Genomic DNA, 18,596 nt, shown 5'->3' with positions numbered 1-18,596 from the left:
GAATTGAATGAGTTCTAGTGAGAAACCGGTGTAAGTGGGAACGTCTGACGCTATCGCGGTTAGATTATGCGGACATGGTGGGGGGTGGGGACCAAGCGACCAACCATTCGTTGGACCAAATTATGCGGACACGGTGGGGGGTGTCCCCTCATTCTTCAAGTTCGTCCGGAAGCACCGCAGTCACGCTTTCAACCGGTGAAAAGTAGTTTCGCTGTTCAACCCACGTTGTTAACCACTCATCTGCTGTCTCGACAGTTAGTTGCCCCTCGACGACTCCTCGGACAAGAAGCCCTATTGACCCAGTCACGGGAACGTCGTACGACGAAGCGAGTGAACGCCCTTGTGCATCATCTGTGGCGAGTGTTCCACCAGTCATGTGAGCACCCACAAGCGCCTCCGCTTCGCCGAGATCGAGCCGCTGCTGGATTTCTGGATACTCCTCTTGAAGCTCTGTGGCTGCGCTTTCCTTGATTTCGATCTCACCCGCCTCAAGCACGTCGACCGCATTTTTCAGATACGTATACCCTGCGTCGTATCCCTGTGACATTTCACCCTTGACGGCAGGGACGGTTTGGAGACCATCAAACGTCGAAACAAGCCAATCGACAGAGTCGGTGCTCGCGTAGTTACTCAGAACTGTTGCATCAAGGAAAAGAGGGCGAGAGAATGGCTTGCTCATTCAATATCAAGTGCAACGTCGACTTCGTCTTCAAGATCGTCTTTGGTTTGCGGACCGAGGCGAAGCTCAACGCCTGCATCCTGGAGGATTTCCTCCATCTCCCAGCGAGTAACACCAGTGCGCTCTGCGGCTTTCCCGAGTGAGATTTCACCAAGGACGTAAAGCCCGATCGTCGTCGCGAGCTCCTCTTTATTTTGCACGGTGTTGCTGCGGCGGTCGGTAGCCATAGATTCTATTTGAACAAATGAGTGGCTGACCTATTAATGTGTCTCCGGCTGTCTTGACTTCGGTATTCGCTTATACGCGAGAAGTGGGTTATTCGGATTTGGACGAACGGTGCACCGCGTAGTCTTACTGGTTTCAGGCTTGTTCACGCCGAATCGTCACGATATCTGCCGCTACTCGTTCAGATCCTTCGGCTGCAATCACGAGCAGATTCGGCGCTGATGTGCAGGGCGCTCTATCACCGACGTTGAATCCTGCATCTGCAGCACCCGGCAGTTGGACTTGATAGCCATTCCCTGCGATATGGAGTGAAGCGTTTGTAACGCGGTGGATCGAGACCGTGTCGAGCGCGGCCGAGGTCGCCAGCTCGACGGTGTTCTCGTCGGTGATGCGGTCGAGGTCGACGACGAGGAGGAGACCGTCGAATGCGAACACGCGAATGTTAGCAAGACGAGTGGGTTCGTCGTCAGTCTCTTCAACGAGTCCGGCGGCTCGGGCAGGCTTTGTGACTTGGAGAGCGAGGCCATCGCCGGACCGTTTGATCTTGTTGGGCATTAGTGGTTAGTATAGCATACTAACCCAAGAAGATTCGCCTTGGCAATGCGCTCGGTTCGAAGTTGACCGTGAGAAGTGGGGGCAGCCATCCTTCCTAGCGGTATCCCGTGTACTTACCTGTACAGCTCTCAAATCCAGAGATAGCAATGAGTTCGAATGGGACGTCGCCACTCACCCCACTCGCGCAGGATGCGCTCGACGCGCTCGCGACTGTACTCCCGGATGCGGGAGAGCTCACGTACGAGCAAGCGTATGCAATTCTCAACGACGAAGAGGATCTTGAGCGCCCTGCTGCCGAGGATATCATCGAACGGCTCTACATGAAAGGCCATCTCTATGAGGTCGAAGGGAAGCTCCGGTTGACTGATTATTGACTACAAAATTGAGCAAGTATCGGAGCATGCTGACTGATACCGTCGATTGCGTAAGTGGGTTACTACAATCAATATTTGTGTTATCGGAACGCGTTTTATGCCTCCGTCCGATGCTCTAACTGCGCTCTCACAACTGGTCAAGACAATTTCCCGACGCCATCATGCGGCGCTGACGGTCTGGCTGGTTGTGAGAGCCCTGCCTACGGCTTTCCTTACCTTTTCCCAATGAGCATTGGTGGAGGCTATGTTTTCGGAAAATCCAATTGGAAACGATTCAACAGGGCCACTGACGACCGGTACTTCGAGATCAGATTGAGACTCATCTTGGTGAGAACGTTCTGGAGAGAGACGTACTGATTCGCTCCAAACTGACGATAGCGAACCTCGAGTCTTACTTCATAGTGGGTGGCCAGCACGACCAGTAATCAACTGATTTCCATCGACATTTCATCTATTGGAATATTCGGAAGCGACCCTGGCTTGCCTAAGGGTATCTCGGTAGTCGTGTTTACCTGCAATGAGCCAGACCAGCCAAATCACGGCGGGATGGGACGAGTATCGCCGAGCACTTCGACCGACAGATCAAGCGGTCTTTGATCGACTCTTGGAGTACGCACGGCTGCATACCGATCCTAGCACTGTTCACAAACCCCTGTTCGTCGAGACGCCGATTCTCATCTCGATGTTGCTCGAACAGCAGCGACAACTCGACGACTTAGTGGATCGGCTTGACCACGTAGAAGACGACTTGAACGATCGAGGATGAGGCGATGGTGTACAAAATCGACTACGTCGACGGCGACGTGCTTACCTGGTCGGTGACCGAGACGGGGGTAGAGTGTGAAGTCGATGGGTCGTATACGCCGACGGTCTACGTGTCGGTGCATGGTGACGGTGAATTTTCGATGGCACGTGCTGCACTTCGTGACCATCCTGCTGTTGCTCGGGTTGCTGTGGTTGATGAACGCGTGAGTTTTCGCCACGACCTCGAGCAAGTACTTCGGGTGGACGTTATCGACCTCAAGGCGGTCAACTCGGTGGCACGAATGGTGAGCAAGTGGGGTTCTCCCGGTGAGTATCGCTGTTACAACGTCGATTTTTCGCGGGAGTTCCGCTACTGTCTGGAAGAGGGGATTGATCCGCTGCCGAACTACGAACTCTCACAAATGCAGATAGCCGTCTCGGAGACAGAATTCGCAAGTGAGAGGGTTACCGAACTCACGATCGACGATGAGACAGTGACTGGGAGTGGGGAAGACGTGTTAACCACCCTGTCGGCACGTGTTGAGTCGGTTGATCCGGATGTACTCTTCCTGAATACCAGCGACCTCATTCCAGTTCTGTTCCAGCAGGCTGATCGGCTTGATGTGGAGTTCCAACTCGGCCGACGACCTGGGTGGCAGCAATTGGCGGGTGAGTCAACCTACGAAAGCTACGGCCAAGTCGGGCACTCACCGGCACGCTACAATCTTCCTGGGCGAGTTATCATCGATAGCTCGAATACGTTCATGTGGAATCAGACGAATCTCGATGGCTGTCTGTATCTCGTTGAGCAGTCGGGCAAGCCACTGCAAGAGTTGGCGTGGTCGTCGATCGGGAATATTCTAACTGGGATTCAGATTCAGGAAGCACGGGAGCGAGATGTCCTTGTCCCGTGGCGGTCGTGGCGTCACGAGAAGTTCAAAACGATGCGCCAGCTGCACGACGCCGACCGAGGTGGGTTCACCTTTGCGCCGGACGTCGGCCTACACGAGGACGTTCACGAACTCGACTTCTCCTCGTTGTATCCGAATATCATCGTCACGCGGAACGTGAGTCCCGAGAAGATCCGCTGTGAATGTCATGCCGGTCGGGAGGATGTGCCGGGCATCGGGTATTCGATTTGTGACGAGCGTGGCTATCTTCCGGACGTGCTTGAGCCGTTGATCGAAGATTGGGATGCGATCAAAGCCGAGATTCGCGAGACTGACGATGAAGAGCGTCGCGATGAGTTGGAAGGCCAATCGAGCGTAATCAAGTGGATTTTGGTGTCCTGTTTCGGCTATCAGGGCTTCTCGAACGCTTCGTCGTGTTGATCGTAGTGGATAGTCAGTGTACCTGGAGTGGGATGTCTGGCTGCGTTGCGAATGGCCTCGAACTGTTCGAGCATCTCGCTCGGACTGGCTTCGTCTCCATCTATTTCTCGTGTTTCTTCCCGTAACGCGTCATAAGCCCGTTCCACAAGGAGTCTGATCGCTTCTGCATCGGATTTTGATTCGATTTCGAAAACGGCCTCGTAATGGGACATGTAACTAGTTGATGCTCCAATGGGAAAAACCCAGACCCTACACCCGTTGACAAGGAAAGCCCTCCCTGAGTACCGCTTGCTCGGAGGATCGAGACATCGGAAATGTTGTACAAACGTTGATTGGTGTCCCACTCCTCTAGATCGCATGGCCGAATTCCCAGACGAGAGACAGCTTGTACTGAGAGCACGCACCCAATTGGAACAATGGACGAACAGTGCCCGGACACAAGCATACAGTGACTTGTTCGAAGGCGATGCTCCACTCCTTACTCCCGAAGAGTTGCAACGACTCGATGCGCTCGATTCCGTAATGGAACGGCACGGTGGCGATGGCGTATGGGGCACCGATCAGTACGGAATCCACACAGCGGGGACCACAAGTTCGGACAACTCGGTCGGAATTGTCTGTGTGTACCATCCCCAAATTACCAAAGATTCCGTGCTTCAGGGGGACGATGGTATCGATGACGAGACCGAGGAGAAATTCAACGCAGCACTCTGGCAATATAGCGAACGCGTTGCGACACTCATCGAAGAACGGCTCGACGAGTTTATCCGCCAAACGCAGGGCTAGCTCTGTGTTCAATTCCGTTTCCTGGATTTCTGTAGCTCATCGACAACTGGAATGGCCTTCCCACCAACGCCGCCACAAACGAGACGAGAAACGACGGCAATCAGTACGACACCACTTGTCCTTCAGAGGAACTGGTCACCAGATTCACTCCTGTTTGTTAGCAAGCGAATTATCCCCCTCGGAGCGGTTTGCTTCCGTGTACTGGAAGTCGAGAACGTTACGCGCCGAGCCACCAGCCGTACAGTTGCTCTTGCTCCTCGGTGTCCGGATGCTTCTTCGATTGGCCGTAGGTCTTGCCTTTGAGGAGTTGGCGTTCAACCGCGTTCGCGGCGAGACGAAGTGCGTGGGTGGCCCCGTAGCCCTCTCCGTCGGCCGTGAAGTAACCACGGTCGGTGACGAGCCGAATCCGTGCAAGCACCAGTGGCACTCCTCGGCTTTTTTCTTTGTGCTCGTGCAGTTCGATACTGGCCTTGATTACGTTCATCTCACCATACTTCGAGGTCACGCTGTCGATCAACGCGGAAACGTCGTCGTAGTCCATTTCATCGAGCAACTCGAGACCGAACACCTGCACGGGACGCCGCTCTTCTCGTTCCCAGGTGAGCGCCTCGATGACGTCTGTCTTTGTGATGATTCCGACCGGTTCGTCCGTCTGGTTAGCCGTGACGACAAGTGAGGAGATCTCCTGATCGAACATCGTTTCGACTACCGCATCAAGCGGTGTGTCTCGCTGAACCGTCGCAGCTGCATCGGACATCAGGTTCCGCACCGGTAGATCGAGCATCCGGTCGGAAGTACCGTCACGTTCACCGAACCCGCCACGGCCACTAAACTCGTCTGATGAACCACCCTGGCTCTTGTTCCCGCCGCGTGTCGTGAACTCGATGACATCATATAGACTCAGTATGCCGACGAGTTCGTCATTGTCGATGACTGGGAGGTGTGCGATACGTGCTTCCCGAAGCGTGTTGAGGGCTTTTCCCATCGTAGTCGTTGGGGAGACACTGATGAGCTTTGTTGTGTACGCATCGTCAACAGTCACCGCGTCGAGAAACGGACTCACAGCCTCCAAGACAGCATCTGCAGTCACCACACCAAAGACGCGGTCTTTGTCCAGCACTGGAAGCGTCTTGGCGTTACTCCCTATCATAAGTCGTGCGACCTCACGGATATCTTCGGTTCGGTCGACGGTTGGGACGTGTTGCACCCGTGAGCCAACCTTCGCCGAGGGTTGATTGGACGACGAGGCCAGTTGTCGGCGGCTGACGACGCCACGATACTCGTCACCGTCCGTAACGACGACGGCGTCGAGTTCCTGATTCTCGAACGCACCGGCGACCTTCGAAAGGGGTGCCCCGATGTCGAACTCGGTAAACTGTGTTGAAACTATCTCAGAGATATCCATTGTGTACTCGTTACTAAAGGGAACGTGGACGGTTATGCTTGCCTCATCTTTTGGTGACACGATGCCGCTGATTTGTAGCAGTACAAATTCTGGCATGCTGACAATCCCTGCCATGCCACCCGAGAGCACAATCATGCGTCGCACCTGTCGTTACCAATGATCATCGTCATCAGATGAACATTCCTTTTCCCTCTCATCGTTCATCCATTGAGGGCGCTCGTCTCAATGACTATTTTCTCTTGAAACTGAGATGGTCCGGAATTCGTTGGATTCGATATCGACGATGGGAGGGGAAAGTCTACAGATTTTGACGCAGAAAATGACTATGGACGTTCGGCGCTGAGTATGTGTATGGATCTCACGGAGACTGTCAAACATCGACTCGAAGTACGCCGTCGTATATTGACGATGCGCCGAAAGCGTTGATTCGAGCGGTGGATGCGTATCGAGATCCAGAGGAGGTTTGTGAGGAACTGCGGTCGTGGGTTGATCGGCTTGAGCGGGGAGCTGTCGATCCGAGTGAGTTGGTGATCACGAATCGGGTATCGAAGAAGAAGGAGGACTACACGCAGTCGACCCGGAGTGTGGCGGCGCTGGAGCGGGCGTCGGATTTGGGGTTGGGGCGTGCGCCTGGCCAGAGCGTGTCGTATGTGGTGGTTGATAATGCGAAGAAATCGCGTGAACGGGTGATGTTGGCGAGTGAGGAGTTAGACGAGTATGATACCGGGTTCTATCGGGAGTTGTTGGTTCGTGCGGCAGCGAGTGTATTGTCACCGCTGGGGTGGCGCGAATCGGATATTGAGGAGGAGTTAGGGCGATATACTGAGTCGAGTTTGGCGTCGTTCGTATAAATACGAAATTTCTTGGCTGGGAACGAGTGTCTCGTTCCTGCTTTACCTGGCTCGTTAGTCGTCGTCGTCTGCGGGCGTCGTAAGCCCCTCGATTGGTGCTTCTTCGGTGCCGGTCGTTTCCCGAGTAATCGACTCGATCTGGGCTTGTGCCTTCTCCGGGTTGTTTACCCAATCTCAGTACCTCACAAAGCATCCTCGGCCAACTGTTTCTGAAGCCTGAGTTCTGTGTCGGAGCGGTTGCTCTGACGGTCTCGACGAGAGAAGCATGGACGAATCGAAGGCGAGCCGTCGCTGTCGGCGGCGGTCTGCCGCCGACGCGACAGCGTCGCCACTCATACCGCAGGCTAGCCCGACCGAAAGTTACCGGGTAAACCGGTCGTCCGGTGGCCGGTTCGCGGGGACGGCCCGACGCGTCGCGAGGGCCGTCCACGCTGCCCGTCGGACCATGTTGATGAACTCCTTGAACGACCATTGCCAGAGGCGACGCCCCCCACGGCGGGGCGTCGCCACGTACTCCCAATGTAGAAACCGCCAGACGTTCTGTAACAGCAAGCTCACCACCACGTACAACAGCCGTACGACCGGATTCTGTGTTGAGGTCGTCGCAATACTTTGCTCGGAGAGTCGATAGCTGGCCTCGATACCGAAGCGTTTCGCGTAGTGGTATCGAGCGTCTCGTGGCGTGTCGATGAACGGCGCGTCAGCGGCGTAGCCGTGACGCGCCACCCCGTGTTCATCGTACCGCCCGTTCTGGTAGGTGCAGTCGATGTAGACGGGAAACTCGACGGTCCAGCTGTGACCGTCGAGTTTCGCCGTCAGACTGTGTTGAATCACGCGACTCCAGCCTTCCGAGAGTTCTTGCTTGATCGTCCGTCCCCAACGGACGATCGGCATAACGTAGGCGTGGTTGTGTGCCTGAAGCAGCGTCAAACACTTACTATCGTAGAATTCGCGGTCAAGGTAGACGGCCTTGACACCGAGGTCAAGGCCGTCAAGGATGCCAAGAAACTCTGCGAGGACGCCGCTGGCGGTGTCGCCGTCGGTAAGACGGCGCACCGCCAGTGTGTAGCGTTTGTTCTTCACACGCGCGTAGAGTGTGGCGTAGGCGTGGAACGCGGTGGTTCCACGCTTCGCTTGCGAGTGATAGAGACCGTCCGTGTCGTCTTCGTCGCCATAATAGGGCCGCAGGTGGAGGTCAGCGACGACCTCCACCTGCTCGGGGAGTACATCGAGAACGTCCTTCTGGAGGAGTATGTTGCCAACTTGTTCGAGCGTCTCAAGGTCGAACTTGGTGCGAAGATGGTAGAGAACTGAATTTTCGTGAGGCGCATCTTTGCTGTTCTCACAGAGCGTAGAGACCGAGGTCCCGTCGGCGCACGCGCCGACGAGGACCTCGTAAATGCCTTCAGCGTCGAGTTTGGCGTTTTCAGCGAAGGAGAGAGCAACTTCCTCGTCAAGAGAGTTGACGAGGAAGTTAAGGACCTGGTCCTCGTGGATTTCATTGTCTGCTTGCTTGGTTTTAGACACACCTTCTGCAAGCAGACGTCTCAACTAACCGGCTTTGTGATGTACTGATTTTTCGCTTCTGAAAATGATTTAGTATGAACTACTAACCAGCGCAGGCTCTTATGTGATGTAGGAGCGATAGAAATGACTCATGCAGAAAACAGTGGGCCGCGAAAATCTTCCTCGTATCTACTCCTTATCGCGAGAATTACTTAAACGGAAGTCAGTGACAATCGCCCTCTTCGACGCGAATTGCACCGCCACACTCACTACAGCTGTCCTGTTCTGGGTTGCGGACGGTTTTCGAGCGTCGATACCGGGAAATCCGACCGCCACAGTCCTCACAGACGAGCCACCATTTGGGTGCGGTGAAGCGTTCGCAGTGCTGCGAAGTGTCGAGACAATCCGTCTAGCGGGCGAACGTTCGCCCGTGATCTGCGTCACCGAACTCGTGATACTGCCATGCGTGAATCAGTTCGTGCCGGACGGTCGCACTGAATTGCTCCCAGCCGTGTTGTTGGTAAGCCGTCCAGGTCAGCGCAATCGTGATTGCCTCTGTTGTCGGGTCGTACTTCGTGACGCCTACCCATCACTGGGCGCACTTCGACTGCTAGATCTCGAAAGTATTCTGCTGGGAGAGTCGTCGACGATGACCATCGGTCGGCTACCTATTCGGCTCAATCGGCGTGTTCGAGGACCTTCGCGACGGTCACAATTGCGTCAAATTCGGTTGGCGTCCCCTGAATGGTAATTTTTCCTTCATTGCGATCGTATTCAATCGAGTCAATTTCAGTTGTTTTTGCGATATGCACCTGGCGAAGAGAGAGTTCGATCCGATCGTACTGCTCGTCAGGAATTGTTTCATCAGTCGCGTCGTTTCGTGATTTGCAACATACTCCACAACCTCATCAACCGTTACTGTTCCACTCTGTTGATCGAGATAGTATAGTGCGTATTGTCGCCGCTTCTTACTGAATAAGTCGAAGATAGTGTCTAATGTCGCCATGGGCACTGTCTAGATACGGAAAATCAAGCGATAGCGGTACGATTGACAGAGTTTTATGCACTGTTCGCAAGTAACTGATTCTTGATGTTTAGATCGACTGCACCGTGAGAAGACTGAATTCGATTGCTTCACCGAAAACCTAGTCATGATGAGACGAAGAGATTCGGTAGCCACTCTCGTTAGAGCCGTTGAAACGCCACTCTCAAACAGAATCGCGTAACTAGACAGTACCTCGCCATGTTTCCCATCAACGTCTAGCCAATCGTCGACGATAGTAATTGTGGATTCGACCACCACCCCGGGAAAAATTCTTGCTCCAAATTGTGTTAAGAATATTTTATTAAAACTCGGAGAGTTGTCAATCGGGACCCCGAATATCCCAACTCGTGTGAATTCTCGCGCTTTAGCGAAGGGAGAATGTCAAAGCGAACTCGGTCTAGGACGTCTGGATTGAGCAGAATATTAACAGCTGCCGTGATTCCGAAACTCGTTATGATCGCACTGTGAACACTGGGTTGGCTTTGAAATGAACGTTGTACCACAGTCTTCACATTCAAAAAGATCACCGGTTGCTCGGACTTGCTTTTCCGTTTGCTGAGCGGCCTCTTCCGGAGTAAAGGCGTCACGTAATCGATGAAGTAGTTCCATAGTCTGGTATGAGATACCAGCAACTCAGCCATATATGTTTTCATCTAAAAAATGCAAAACGATTATTAATTTATACCGAAATAAATATCAATATATAACTCTGTGATTGGAGTTTGTCTGATAAATTGGCGACACTGAGAATTATCGAGACATGGATTAAAACGGAAGCGCAGGTTTGTTCGGCAGTTCCTTCCGGCTCGCTTTCACGATGGACAGCCTGGGAAGCCATCGAGGCAAGCGCAGCCACAGTCCTCCGGTGGCCCGCTTCCGTCGTCGATAGGTGTCTCAGTATCTTCACTCTCGTTGCCATTCACCGAGACAAAAATGAGTCGATAGCGAAGCTATATTATTTCTATAACCAATGAAAATCCATGACACAGCCTATCTAAATACACTTATATACTTCGCCGTTGTTTTAGATAGTAGGAAGTTTTTCTTCCGATACCATGACTGCATCCACCATCTCTCCAGACACTCGCAACACCTTCGAAAGCACCATCGGTGGCTACACGGTTGGCACCCGTGCTCACAGCCTCTCTGCCTGGTTCGTCCTCGCACTGCGGCTTATGATGGGCTATGCGTTCGCCTACTCCGGATTCACGAAAATCGTCGCTGCCGAACCGTTCTCGGCCGGTGGCTACCTGGCGAACGTCGCCGCGACCAACGGCAACCCGATCGCAGGCATATTCACCTGGATGGGCTCGACCCCGTGGTTCGTTGAGTTCGTGAACGTCGCTGTCCCGTGGGGCGAACTGTTCATCGGTCTTGGACTGCTCGTCGGCGCGTTCGTCCGTCTTGCGGCGTTCTTCGGCGCGCTCATGATGCTCATGTTCTACTTCGGGAACTGGGACATCGCTCACGGCGTCATCAACGGCGACTTCGCGTACATGCTCGTGTTCCTGGCCGTTGCAGCGTTCGGTGCCGGCCGCATCCTCGGCCTCGACACGTACATCGAACAGTACAAGATTGGCGGTCAGGCGCTCCTCGAGCGCTACCCCATCCTCGAGTACGTCCTCGGGTAGATTCTGACAGGCAACCCCATACCGCCTTCATGTGAGAATCGGTCTATCACTCGTTCTTGATCCTTCGTTTCCTCCATCAAATTCGGCCGTCTCGCTCGTTCTAGTGAGTGAATCGGCACGGTACTTGTCATAACATTCTCATCTGCACTACGTACGCGCCCAGACGGGAAAGACGGCGGTGTCTCTGGCGCGATACAGTTGTCACTCTTAGCGATTACAGTGTGGATACACTTCATGAGTGGACACTGATCAGCGATTTACGGAAGCGTTTGTTGATGAGCTATAGAGAAGAGGGGCTGAGAGAGGAGTTACTCTGGAATCTCTCGTCGATCCGTTTTTACGCATTCCTAACACGGGAAGCCACCGAGGTCCTCACAGTCGCAGTCGTCTGGTTCGGCATCGTCTTCGTCTTCGACGGGAAGGCGTCGAGTGTTCCGTTCTCGGTTGCGGTTTCGACGGCGGCCATATGTTTGCAGAAAAGACAAGCCAGGCACGAACCAACAACGCCCAATAAAACCCAGTATCATACTCGTCCAACTCCTCACCTGCCAACAGCACCCGCTCTCGCGCTCAAAAAGTACGCTCCGAAACTCTGTGGCAGAAGCTACGATGCAAAGAGATTCACAATGACTACCCTGTTCGATTCACGAACGAAGTCCTGAAACACAACCACAAGCCACAGAACGCCATCGAGTGGTACGTCAACATCCCTCGCCCGACTGAAAAGGTTAGCCACGGTGTGAATTTCCGCTCCCGGATTTTACATACCTCCCACGTTTGCCAATCTCCTAATGGGTATCATAAATTAATACCTCTGAATTATATCCGATTAATCCCGCCAATAGTGATTTGTTCTGCGGAGAGGGACATCGAATGAGATCACGATGAACAGGCCCCCTTCGGACGAACCTGACGAATCACCAAAAACAACCGAGACACGTAGAGCTGTAACCTCGAGACGGTCGCTGCTGTTGACCGGTGGCGCACTCGGCCTCGCTATGCCAGGAGTCAGTCTACGCGCGCTCGGCAATCGCGGACAGAGAGGCGAACAGCACGAGAACGATACAAATCAATGGACATCTTCGAGTGCTGATTCCCATCAAGACACACAACAGTCCTCGTATTTTCAGAAACTCGCTGCCAGCGACGGTACATCTCCAGATTGGTTCGGTCATTCGATCGCAAGAAGTGGCAATACGGCTATTATCGGTGCACAGAGGAATAACGACAACGGGGCGGCGTACGTATTCCAGTTTGACGGCAGCCAGTGGACTGAGAAACAGAAACTCACCGCCAACGACGGTACCGCCTACGACAGCTTCGGCGCTTCGGTGGCGGTATCGGATGACGTCGCACTCATCGGTGCACCCAACGATGACGACAACGGGAGTCACTCGGGGGCGGCGTATGTATTCCGGTTCGATGGCTGCGAGTGGACACAGGAACAGAAGCTCACCCCCTGCGAGGGTGCTTCCTACGTCTGGTTCAGTACTTCGATGGGGGTATCGGATGGCGTCGCGCTCATCGGTGCACCCGGGGATGATGATAACGGGAATCACTCAGGGGCAGCATACGTATTCCAGTTTGACGGCAGCCAGTGGACACAGGAGCAGAAGCTCACCGCCAGCGACGGTACTGAAGACGATAACTTCGGTCGCTCTATCGCAAAAAGTAGCGAGATGGCTATTATCGGCGCACCCGGGAATCACTCGGGGGCAGCATACGTATTCCAGTTTGACGGCAGCCAGTGGACTGAGAAACAGAAACTCACCGCCAACGACGGTACTGCCGACGACGGCTTCGGTTTTTCGGTGGCGGTATCGGATGACGTTGCGTTCATCAGCGCATTCGGAGACGACGACAACGGGACTAACTCAGGGTCGGCGTACGTATTCCGGTTCGACGGCAGCCAGTGGACTGAGAAACAAAAGCTCACTGCCAACGACGGTACCGCCGACGACAGATTCGGCGCTTCGGTGGCGGTATCGGATGACGTCGCGCTCATCGGCGCATATTATGGTAACCACAGCGGAGATGGCTCGGGAGCGGTGTATGTATTCCGGTTCGACGGCAGCCAATGGTCCGAGATGAATAAACTTGTCTCGAATGACAGTACTGCGAGGGACTTATTCGGTGCTTCGGTGGCGGTATCGGATGACGTCGCACTCATCGGTGCACCCTACGATGACGAGAACGGGATTAGCTCAGGGGCGGCGTATGTATTCCACCTGTAGATGAAACTGTTCATCGAACCGGTCACACTGTCTGCTAGGATGTAACTAACCTCGGTGGGTCACGATACTTTCCGACTGCTCGAATCAACGCTTTCTGCGCCTCATGGATAAACGAGAACCTCAATTGGCGCGACATGGATACAAAGGGCTGATGCGGTGGTTCGTTCGGCAGTTCCGTCCTGTTCGCAGGCACGGCCAGCACGGGAAACCACCGAGACCGTCACAGTCGCAGTCTTCGGCATCGTTGTCATCCTCCGACGGGAACGCATTGAGCGTCCGTCGTCAGTTGCGGTTTCGACGGCAGCCATATGTTTGCAGAAGGCGTTGCGGTGGACGTGGTGCGGGCAGGTGCAAGCCATCAGGTCGTCGGTCACGTCGTTGATGGAGACCACGTATTGATGGTCTGCAGGGTTCTCGTGGCGCTCGGTGGTGACGTCGATGAGTCCAGGGGCATCGACATCGAAGGAAAATCCATTCAGTATTGGATGACTTGGAGAAGGAGCAACGGTATTGAGCCATCCATAGGAAGATATAACCAAAACAGTTGGAAATATAAATGGCTACAGTATACTGATTCTTTCACTCAATTGCCCTTCGCGTGGAGGGCGAACCAGCCAGGATCGACTTCAAGAGGTTCGAGTCCTGAGCACGATATCTATCGGTTAGCATACTCGCCCATTCCGTAGGAACGTGGTCTCCCGCTGGGAGTTTCCTAACTCCCCTTCCTGTTCAACCACTTAAAGGTCGGTATACATTCTGTACAGAGATGACTGATGACGATATTCTGACGTCAATTTGCGAGTCGGAGTTCCCCACTGTAATTGTCGGTGATCTCCGATTGTAATTAGTGAAAATCTGGTGGGTTCATTCTGTAGTGTCGCAGGCTGCAATACGAATAAGTAATTAGGATCATTGCAGCAGTTATCTGCTCATCATCGGGTTGAGGATATCTTAATTGTAGATGGAATATAACTTCGGTATATTCTTGTGACGGCACTGTGTTCGAATGTGACGCATGGCACGCACCGTACAACAACCACACCACCAGACCTGGATATCCCGCTTTGATAGCACCTCCCAATACCAGTTCACGAGGGGGCGATGTCGATGATTCTCGTATCGCTCCTCCAGTGGGTCGTTAATCAATTTCCGAGTACCGAGGGCCAGTATTTCCTCTCACTCATTGTTGGTATCGGGTTCATCCTCTGTGAGTGGGTCCTTTGGAGACTCTCACGGGTTGCAAAACGTGACTATCCATTTCGTTTAGTAAATGTTGGTCTACTCATCGCGAGTCTGATTCTCATTGGGGTGAGTGGTAGTCTCTACGTCGTAATCTGGGAACAGACACACCAAGCGAGAGAGAGTGTAAAAGCACTCGGCGCGGTCAGAAGAACCGGATTTCAGATCGTGCTAACACTCGGCGTGTGTGCAGCAGCGTACGTGAGCGCTGGTATGGTTGATCGAGTTGTTGACCGGCTCTTACAACAAACTGAGGAGATCACGCGCCACCAGGGAAAGGTTGTTTCCCGATTATCTATTATTGGTGTATATGTCGTTGGTCTTCTTGCACTATTGAGTGTCTGGAAGATAAACCTTCAAGGGCTATTTGTGGGTGCTGGACTGCTTGGTGCCGTGATTGGATTAGCAGCGAATGAAACACTCGGGTCGCTACTTGCCGGCTTTCAGCTCATGTTTTCTCGGCCGTTCGAGATTGGTGATTGGGTACAAATCGATGAGCATGAAGGAATCGTGACTGACATTACGATTTTTACGACTCGTATCGAGACGTTCGAGGGGAAATTCATCATGCTCCCAAACGACGTTGTCAGTAGTAGTACAATCATCAATATCGGACGAAAGGGACGACTACGTCTCGGTGTTGAAGTTGGAGTAGACTATGAAGCCGACCCCGATCATGCGATGGCAGTTGCAAAGGAGGCAATGAAAGGTGTCGACGAGACTTTGACCGTGCCGAGTCCAGATGTCGTTCTAAAACAATTTGGGGATTCTTCAGTCCTTCTTGAACTGCGGTTCTGGATCGAGAAACCGAGTAGTCGCAAGAAATGGCGAGCAGTGACCGCTGTGGTTCGAGCAGTCAAACTCGCCTATGACCGAGAGGGAATCAAAATTCCATATCCTCAGCAAGAGGTGTCGGCGCGAGAGGAAGCCGGTGGCTTTCGGGTGGTCGATGGCGAATCAACGGTTACAATTCCCGAGCAAGATTGACATCGCGAGAGTTCGCTCAAGACCAGAATATCGAAGTTCACGGCACAATTGGCGTTATTGCACTTGCATATCATCGAGATATAATATCAAACGATGATGCAACATCGCTCATGCGGACGCTTCAAACGGAGACGAGTCTCTTTAACACCAAGGCAATTGTCGAACGTGGGATCAAACTGCTACAGTCGAATTCCGAGTAAACCGTGAATACAGGTCGCCAACTCTTCGAAACGATCGAGCACTCAGAACAGAATACTGCGCTTGTCAACTTCCGTGAGAAGCACGCAAAGAGTCAGCAGGTCAAGGACACGTACCTCGATATCGTCGAGCATACAAAGAACATCGCCAAAACGTACGATGTGATGGTTACGTTCGCCGTCTCACTTGAGTTTGAGGATCCAGCCGTCCCAACTCCCCGGACAGACCCTACGCATCCCTGCTGCGGCGTATCCCCCATCCTGAGTCTGGATGATTGCGTGCAATTGGGCGAACTCACACTCTGCTCCGAACCGCTGCTTCCACTCCACCGTACCAGTAGCGTCCGTTTTCACCACCAAGCCGTCGCTGAATCGGTCAGGTCTGTCTACGGTTCCGGCAATGACGAACCCGCCGTCAGTCGTTCGAGTGATCGAAGAAAATGATGTCTCGCCGGATTCAAATATCGTGTGTTCCCACTCTTTGCTCCCGTTGGCGTCTACCTTCACGAGCCATCCGTCACTGTAGCCATAGAACGGCGTGGTAGTACCCGCCAGCACGTAGCCGCCGTCGGTCGAGCGAGCGAGATCCGCGAAGGTGTACGTCTGTTCTGTAGCGGTTCCAAACGTCTGTTGCCATTGTTCTGTACCATCAGCGTCCGTCTTCAGGAGCCATCCCCGTGGAGGATAGTCGGTTTCTCCTGCCATGACGTAGCCACAGTCACTCGACTGCACGTGGGCGTTAAAGTAGCTCTCCTGAAATCTGCCAGGACCGGAGTAGTTCTTTTCCCACAGTTGCTCACCATTGGCGTCCATCTTTTGGAGCCACCCAGAATCACCAATGTCGCCTGCGATCAAATCCAGCAAACTTCCGGCAACGGTGAAATCTCCATTTGATTCTCTCACAATCGAATGAGGAGAGATAGAGAGTACTCCCTCGTTGTATTCTTTGTTTACTTGGGACGTCCCCGAGTAATCTGTCTGTAAAAACCAGGCATTGCTCGGAGATGCTTCGCCACGAAATGGTGGGTCTTCGTCAAAATACGTCCGTTCGCCAACGATTGCATACCCAGTACAGGGAACTGAGGCTATGTCGGCAAACGACCGCTCGTCAGAAAAGGTGCCGCCGAACGTCTGGTTCCATTCTTGAATCCCATTTTCGTCGGTCTTTACAATCAAAGCAGCGTCTCTTGCTGCCCCAACCTGTTCCGTCGACCCGACGAGGGTGAACCCACCGTCGGGCGCTTGAACGAGTGCATCAAACCGTTCTTTCCCATTGTTCTTGTCGAAGAGCTGGCTCCATTCCGTCGCTGGTGCAGTGCTATGTGATGTCGCCTCCGCGCTTTTGATCGAGAAAAACGGAATGATTCCACCCGCGCCTATGGCCTGCAGCGTTGAACGTCGGTTGATTGTGATAGTTTTCTTTTGAGACTCTTGATCGTCTGCCTCTTTTTCTGAATTGGTTGTCATCCACCCATTATTTGAATTCATTTTCTTATTAGAGACTCTCACTAGCTGGGAAAAATATAGTGGCCGATATCGTGTCTCAAACTTAGTTTCAGTACATCACAAAGCCGGTTAGTTGAGACGTCTGCTTGCAGAAGGTGTGTTCAAAAACCAGCAAGCAGACGATGAAATCCACGAGGACCAGCTCCTTAACTTCCTCGTCAACTCCCTTGACGAGGAAGTTGAACTCACTCTCGGTGAAAACGCCAAACTTGATGCTGAAGACATCTACGAGGTCCTCGTTGGTGCTTGCACCGACGGGACCTCGGTCTCGACGCTCTGTCAGAGAAGCGAAGACTCACCGCCTGCAAACACGGTTCTGTATCATCTCCGGACGAAGTTCGAGCCTCAACGGCTCGAACGAGTCGCTAGCACCCTCCTCCAGCGAGATATCGTCGAATTACTCCCCGAGCAGGTGGAGGTCGCAGCAGACCTCCACCTGCGACCCTACTACGGTGATGAAGACGATACGGACGGCCTCTATCACTCGCAAGCGAAACGTGGAACGACTGCATTCCACGCCTACGCGACACTCTACGCACGTGTGAAGAACAAACGCTACACGCTGGCGGTGCGCCGTCTCGAAGACGGCGACACCGCCAGCAGTGTCCTCGCAGAGTTTCTTGGCCTCCTCGACGGCCTTGACACTGAGGTCAAGGCCGTCTACCTTGATCGCGGATTCTACGACAGCAAGTGTCTCACGCTGTTACAGGTGCACAACTACGCCTACGTTGTCCCGATCATTCAGTGGGGTGAGACGATTCAGCAGGAACTCTCGAAAGGGTGGAGCCGCGTCATCGAGCACGATCTGACAGGGAAACTCGACGGTCACAGCTGGACCGTCGAGTTTCCCGTCTACATCGATTGCACGTACCTGAATGGACGGTACGACGACCACGGCGTGGCGCGTCACGGCTATGCCGCTGACGCGCCGTTCATCGAGACACCGCGAGACGCTCGATACCACTACTCGAAACGCTTCGGTATCGAGTCGAGCTATCGCTTGTCCGAGCAAGCGATAGCGACGACAACAACACGAGATGCGGCGGTGAGATTGCTGTACGTTGTGGTGAGCTTACTCTTGCAGAACGTATGGCGGTATCTCCACTACGAGTTCGTGGCGACGCCCCGCCGAGGCGGGCGTCGCCTCTGGTGGTGGCCGTTCAAGGAGTTCATCAACATGGTCCAACGGGCAGCATGGACGGCCCTCGCGACGCGTCGGGCCGTCCCCGAAAACCGACCACCAGACGACCGGTTTAGCCGGTAATCACCACCCAGACAGCCTCTAGCGGGAGTGGCGACAC

General features: G+C 53.6%; 18 protein-coding genes and 1 pseudogene. 11 read left to right on the top strand and 8 right to left on the bottom strand.

Annotation, left to right across the window (positions count from 1 at the left end; genetic code table 11):
- Positions 1-148: 148 nt before the first annotated feature.
- The 3 genes from BG842_RS22555 to BG842_RS22545 form a co-directional block, all read right to left on the bottom strand.
- Positions 149-679 carry a hypothetical protein gene (locus BG842_RS22555; RefSeq protein WP_069452557.1) on the bottom strand — a complete coding sequence of 177 codons (531 nt, stop codon included), beginning with the start codon at positions 677-679 and terminating at the stop codon, positions 149-151.
- The gene (locus BG842_RS22550) at positions 676-906 is read right to left on the bottom strand and encodes a UPF0175 family protein (RefSeq protein WP_069452556.1); all 231 of its coding nucleotides are present in this window, start codon (positions 904-906) and stop codon (positions 676-678) included. The genes BG842_RS22555 and BG842_RS22550 overlap by 4 nt, the downstream gene beginning before the upstream one ends.
- A gap of 133 nt (positions 907-1,039) precedes the next feature.
- Positions 1,040-1,459, bottom strand: coding sequence for a hypothetical protein (locus BG842_RS22545; RefSeq protein WP_069452555.1), 420 nt, complete (start codon positions 1,457-1,459; stop codon positions 1,040-1,042).
- Positions 1,460-1,605: 146 nt separating this feature from the next.
- Between BG842_RS22545 and BG842_RS22540 the strand changes: the two genes are divergently transcribed.
- From BG842_RS22540 to BG842_RS22530, 3 genes are all read left to right on the top strand, one after another.
- Positions 1,606-1,833 (top strand): hypothetical protein, encoded by a 228-nt coding sequence (locus BG842_RS22540; RefSeq protein WP_069452554.1) that lies wholly within the window; start codon positions 1,606-1,608, stop codon positions 1,831-1,833.
- A gap of 517 nt (positions 1,834-2,350) precedes the next feature.
- On the top strand, positions 2,351-2,599 hold the full coding sequence (locus BG842_RS22535) for a hypothetical protein (protein WP_069452553.1): 249 nt from the start codon (positions 2,351-2,353) through the stop codon (positions 2,597-2,599).
- Positions 2,600-2,603: 4 nt separating this feature from the next.
- Complete coding sequence (locus BG842_RS22530; RefSeq protein WP_254663401.1) at positions 2,604-3,908, top strand: DNA polymerase domain-containing protein; 1,305 nt, start codon at positions 2,604-2,606, stop codon at positions 3,906-3,908.
- Here BG842_RS22530 and BG842_RS28260 read toward each other — a convergent pair.
- A complete protein-coding gene (locus BG842_RS28260; RefSeq protein WP_083252706.1) occupies positions 3,878-4,120 on the bottom strand; it encodes a hypothetical protein in 243 nt (80 codons plus the stop codon). The genes BG842_RS22530 and BG842_RS28260 overlap by 31 nt on opposite strands.
- Positions 4,121-4,265: 145 nt before the next feature.
- Here BG842_RS28260 and BG842_RS22525 point away from each other — a divergent pair, with 145 nt between their 5' ends.
- The gene (locus tag BG842_RS22525; RefSeq protein WP_069452552.1) at positions 4,266-4,694 is read left to right on the top strand and encodes a hypothetical protein; all 429 of its coding nucleotides are present in this window, start codon (positions 4,266-4,268) and stop codon (positions 4,692-4,694) included.
- 217 nt (positions 4,695-4,911) lie between these two features.
- Here the strand turns inward: BG842_RS22525 and BG842_RS22520 are convergent, their stop codons facing one another.
- Positions 4,912-6,099, bottom strand: a complete 1,188-nt coding sequence (locus BG842_RS22520; protein WP_069452570.1) for a CBS domain-containing protein — start codon at positions 6,097-6,099, stop codon at positions 4,912-4,914.
- A 527-nt stretch (positions 6,100-6,626) separates the two neighbouring features.
- Here BG842_RS22520 and BG842_RS22515 point away from each other — a divergent pair.
- Positions 6,627-6,950: a hypothetical protein gene (locus BG842_RS22515; protein ID WP_254663400.1), complete on the top strand. Its 324-nt coding sequence runs from the start codon at positions 6,627-6,629 to the stop codon at positions 6,948-6,950.
- Positions 6,951-7,310: 360 nt separating this feature from the next.
- Here the strand turns inward: BG842_RS22515 and BG842_RS22510 are convergent, their stop codons facing one another.
- Together BG842_RS22510 and BG842_RS32680 are read right to left on the bottom strand one after the other, a co-directional pair.
- Positions 7,311-8,477: an ISH3 family transposase gene (locus tag BG842_RS22510; RefSeq protein WP_069452550.1), complete on the bottom strand. Its 1,167-nt coding sequence runs from the start codon at positions 8,475-8,477 to the stop codon at positions 7,311-7,313.
- 388 nt (positions 8,478-8,865) lie between these two features.
- Positions 8,866-9,006, bottom strand: a complete 141-nt coding sequence (locus BG842_RS32680) for a SprT-like domain-containing protein (RefSeq protein WP_394327496.1) — start codon at positions 9,004-9,006, stop codon at positions 8,866-8,868.
- Positions 9,007-10,556: 1,550 nt separating this feature from the next.
- On the opposite strand from BG842_RS32680, the gene BG842_RS22500 reads away from it, so the two are divergent.
- The 5 genes and pseudogenes from BG842_RS22500 to BG842_RS22480 all read left to right on the top strand — a co-directional run bounded on the left by BG842_RS22500 (position 10,557) and on the right by BG842_RS22480 (position 15,592).
- A complete protein-coding gene (locus tag BG842_RS22500) occupies positions 10,557-11,132 on the top strand; it encodes a DoxX family protein (RefSeq protein ID WP_069452549.1) in 576 nt (191 codons plus the stop codon).
- 566 nt (positions 11,133-11,698) lie between these two features.
- Positions 11,699-11,844: pseudogene (locus BG842_RS29290) on the top strand (RNA-guided endonuclease TnpB family protein); the annotation flags it as partial.
- A 286-nt stretch (positions 11,845-12,130) separates the two neighbouring features.
- Positions 12,131-13,366 (top strand): FG-GAP repeat protein, encoded by a 1,236-nt coding sequence (locus tag BG842_RS22490; RefSeq protein ID WP_175424257.1) that lies wholly within the window; start codon positions 12,131-12,133, stop codon positions 13,364-13,366.
- 308 nt (positions 13,367-13,674) lie between these two features.
- On the top strand, positions 13,675-14,052 hold the full coding sequence (locus tag BG842_RS30320) for a hypothetical protein (RefSeq protein ID WP_069452546.1): 378 nt from the start codon (positions 13,675-13,677) through the stop codon (positions 14,050-14,052).
- A gap of 421 nt (positions 14,053-14,473) precedes the next feature.
- A complete protein-coding gene (locus BG842_RS22480) occupies positions 14,474-15,592 on the top strand; it encodes a mechanosensitive ion channel family protein (protein ID WP_069452569.1) in 1,119 nt (372 codons plus the stop codon).
- Between the two features lie 380 nt (positions 15,593-15,972).
- On the opposite strand, the gene BG842_RS30315 is transcribed toward BG842_RS22480, so the two are convergent.
- The gene (locus BG842_RS30315) at positions 15,973-17,277 is read right to left on the bottom strand and encodes a hypothetical protein (protein WP_217493367.1); all 1,305 of its coding nucleotides are present in this window, start codon (positions 17,275-17,277) and stop codon (positions 15,973-15,975) included.
- 115 nt (positions 17,278-17,392) lie between these two features.
- Here BG842_RS30315 and BG842_RS22470 point away from each other — a divergent pair, with 115 nt between their 5' ends.
- Positions 17,393-18,559 (top strand): ISH3 family transposase, encoded by a 1,167-nt coding sequence (locus BG842_RS22470; protein WP_069452544.1) that lies wholly within the window; start codon positions 17,393-17,395, stop codon positions 18,557-18,559.
- Positions 18,560-18,596 lie beyond the last annotated feature (37 nt).

Source organism: Haladaptatus sp. W1 (assembly GCF_001723155.1).
Taxonomy (GTDB): domain Archaea; phylum Halobacteriota; class Halobacteria; order Halobacteriales; family Haladaptataceae; genus Haladaptatus; species Haladaptatus paucihalophilus.
This window is presented reverse-complemented; position numbering and strand designations above follow the sequence as displayed.

Excerpts from the sequence above, each read along its gene's own strand:
- BG842_RS22555 (WP_069452557.1), bottom strand. The coding sequence starts at position 679 with ATGAGCAAGCCATTCTCTCGCCCTCTTTTCCTTGATGCAACAGTTCTG.
- BG842_RS22550 (WP_069452556.1), bottom strand. The coding sequence starts at position 906 with ATGGCTACCGACCGCCGCAGCAACACCGTGCAAAATAAAGAGGAGCTC.
- BG842_RS22545 (WP_069452555.1), bottom strand. The coding sequence starts at position 1,459 with ATGCCCAACAAGATCAAACGGTCCGGCGATGGCCTCGCTCTCCAAGTC.
- BG842_RS22540 (WP_069452554.1), top strand. The coding sequence starts at position 1,606 with ATGAGTTCGAATGGGACGTCGCCACTCACCCCACTCGCGCAGGATGCG.
- BG842_RS22535 (WP_069452553.1), top strand. The coding sequence starts at position 2,351 with ATGAGCCAGACCAGCCAAATCACGGCGGGATGGGACGAGTATCGCCGA.
- BG842_RS22530 (WP_254663401.1), top strand. The coding sequence starts at position 2,604 with ATGGTGTACAAAATCGACTACGTCGACGGCGACGTGCTTACCTGGTCG.
- BG842_RS28260 (WP_083252706.1), bottom strand. The coding sequence starts at position 4,120 with ATGTCCCATTACGAGGCCGTTTTCGAAATCGAATCAAAATCCGATGCA.
- BG842_RS22525 (WP_069452552.1), top strand. The coding sequence starts at position 4,266 with ATGGCCGAATTCCCAGACGAGAGACAGCTTGTACTGAGAGCACGCACC.
- BG842_RS22520 (WP_069452570.1), bottom strand. The coding sequence starts at position 6,099 with ATGGATATCTCTGAGATAGTTTCAACACAGTTTACCGAGTTCGACATC.
- BG842_RS22500 (WP_069452549.1), top strand. The coding sequence starts at position 10,557 with ATGACTGCATCCACCATCTCTCCAGACACTCGCAACACCTTCGAAAGC.
- BG842_RS22490 (WP_175424257.1), top strand. The coding sequence starts at position 12,131 with ATGCCAGGAGTCAGTCTACGCGCGCTCGGCAATCGCGGACAGAGAGGC.
- BG842_RS30320 (WP_069452546.1), top strand. The coding sequence starts at position 13,675 with ATGTTTGCAGAAGGCGTTGCGGTGGACGTGGTGCGGGCAGGTGCAAGC.
- BG842_RS22480 (WP_069452569.1), top strand. The coding sequence starts at position 14,474 with ATGATTCTCGTATCGCTCCTCCAGTGGGTCGTTAATCAATTTCCGAGT.
- BG842_RS30315 (WP_217493367.1), bottom strand. The coding sequence starts at position 17,277 with ATGAATTCAAATAATGGGTGGATGACAACCAATTCAGAAAAAGAGGCA.